The sequence below is a fragment of the Lacticaseibacillus manihotivorans DSM 13343 = JCM 12514 genome (assembly GCF_001435035.1).
GTDB classification, from domain to species: domain Bacteria; phylum Bacillota; class Bacilli; order Lactobacillales; family Lactobacillaceae; genus Lacticaseibacillus; species Lacticaseibacillus manihotivorans.
The window spans coordinates 1-1,599 of sequence record NZ_AZEU01000025.1 but is presented as its reverse complement, the minus strand read 5'-3'; the positions used below and the strand labels follow the sequence as shown (position 1 = coordinate 1,599).

Here is a 1,599-nt window from a genome sequence, read left to right as displayed (position 1 = left end):
CGTGTGAATCATGGGATTGCGCTGCTTTTTTGAAATTCTATGAATAATCCAGGTAGATATTACCAAAGACGGGGTTTCTTTTTCCATCTTCTAGAAATCTTCAGTAGCTTCGCTTTCAGCCTGAATCAAGGCATCATTCACCTTAACAATGCCATCCTTGCTTTCCTTTAAAATGTCTGGAGTCTGGCTCGAAATTTTACCATTAACAAAACTAACAACCATGGGAAGATTCATTCCTGTGTATAGCGGGAACTTGTTCGGATTATTGGAAAGCTGTTTTGCTGCAACATTGCATGGGGTCCCCCCTAGCAAATCTGCGAAAACAACGTACTCATCTAGTTGTTCAATCACATCCAAGAACTTGTTCTCAAATTGTTCAGGAGACTCGCCTTCCTCCAATGAGACCGTATATATTTCACTCTGGGGGCCTAGAATCATTTCTGCGCTCTGTTTAATTCCCTTACAGAAAGCCCCGTGACTAATTAAAACCAGTGCAGTCAATTTGCATAACCTCCATTTTCTAGTACTTCAACTGGCGGTAATAGCGGCGAATATCCATAGGATGGCGGTTAATGTGCTCAATGTGAGCATCAATTCTATTGTTAATTGCATGAAATACAAACGGGCTCAGAGTACCGCGGAACTTATCATCAAATCCAGGCAGGTCGTAATCCTTGGTATCAATGATTGTGTAATTCCCACAAATTTGAGGTAAGAAGTTTGCTACTCGCTCACTCAAACTACGCTGGCTATCTTCTCCAACGTACACGGTAACTGGTGTGTCGCGCGTAACGATTTCAAACATGCCATGGAAAAATTCTGGAGCTTCAATAGCCCTTGTCTTTAGCCAATGCTGTTCTTCCCAGTAGCACATGGCGTATGAGTATGTTGCTCCCCATTGGTTACCAGCACCGACGAAATAATGGATATCGTCATCATGATGCTTTTCAGCAAACTCTGCTGCAAATTGATCAGACTTTTCTTCGACATCAGCAATATCTTTCGCAAAGTGCTCATCCATCTGTTTGTAAAACTCATCATATTCTGGGAACTCCCCATTTAGATACATGAGTCTATCTCCGACCATGAAGAATTTTAACTGTTCATCAGTCGGATACGAAATAACACAATCCACCATTCCAGCCAGCTCGGCCTTTTTATTATCGATGAACCCCAGAACAGTAGCACCAGCGTCCTTGGCCTTCCGAACGGCTTCAACTACTTCCTCCGTATTACCCGAGACAGATGAGATTACTACAAGTGAGTCTTTCGTGATGCGCTTATTGCCGGTGGTTAGATAGATAGCAGCATTTTCATAAAACTGATCGATTGCGGACTTTTCCTGCATGTGTACATTGGCTTGCATTGCTGAGGCGTAAGTCCCACCGATTCCGAGCCAGCAAACATTGCTGTACCCGCGTTTGTCAATTTGGTCAATGAAATTATTGATCTCTGCTCGCAGTTCAAGAGCTCCCTGCATGTTCTCTACCAATTTTTGCTTATCAAATTTCAACATATAGTTAATCCTCCTAAATAATTTTGCCCGCGCATTTTAGAATCAAGTTAGCCACTGTCTCAAAATTTTTTGGACAATAAAAA

General features: G+C 42.2%; 2 protein-coding genes. Both read right to left on the bottom strand.

Annotated elements, in window-relative coordinates; translation table 11 throughout:
- Nucleotides 1–90: 90 nt before the first annotated feature.
- Nucleotides 91–501, bottom strand: coding sequence for a PTS sugar transporter subunit IIA (locus FD01_RS01755; protein WP_054720094.1), 411 nt, complete (start codon nt 499–501; stop codon nt 91–93).
- Nucleotides 502–520: 19 nt separating this feature from the next.
- On the bottom strand, nt 521–1,516 hold the full coding sequence (locus FD01_RS01750) for an SIS domain-containing protein (RefSeq protein ID WP_056962395.1): 996 nt from the start codon (nt 1,514–1,516) through the stop codon (nt 521–523).
- Nucleotides 1,517–1,599: the final 83 nt, after the last annotated feature.

Coding starts and splice junctions, on each gene's coding strand:
- FD01_RS01750 (WP_056962395.1), bottom strand. CDS start 1,516: ATGTTGAAATTTGATAAGCAAAAATTGGTAGAGAACATGCAGGGAGCT.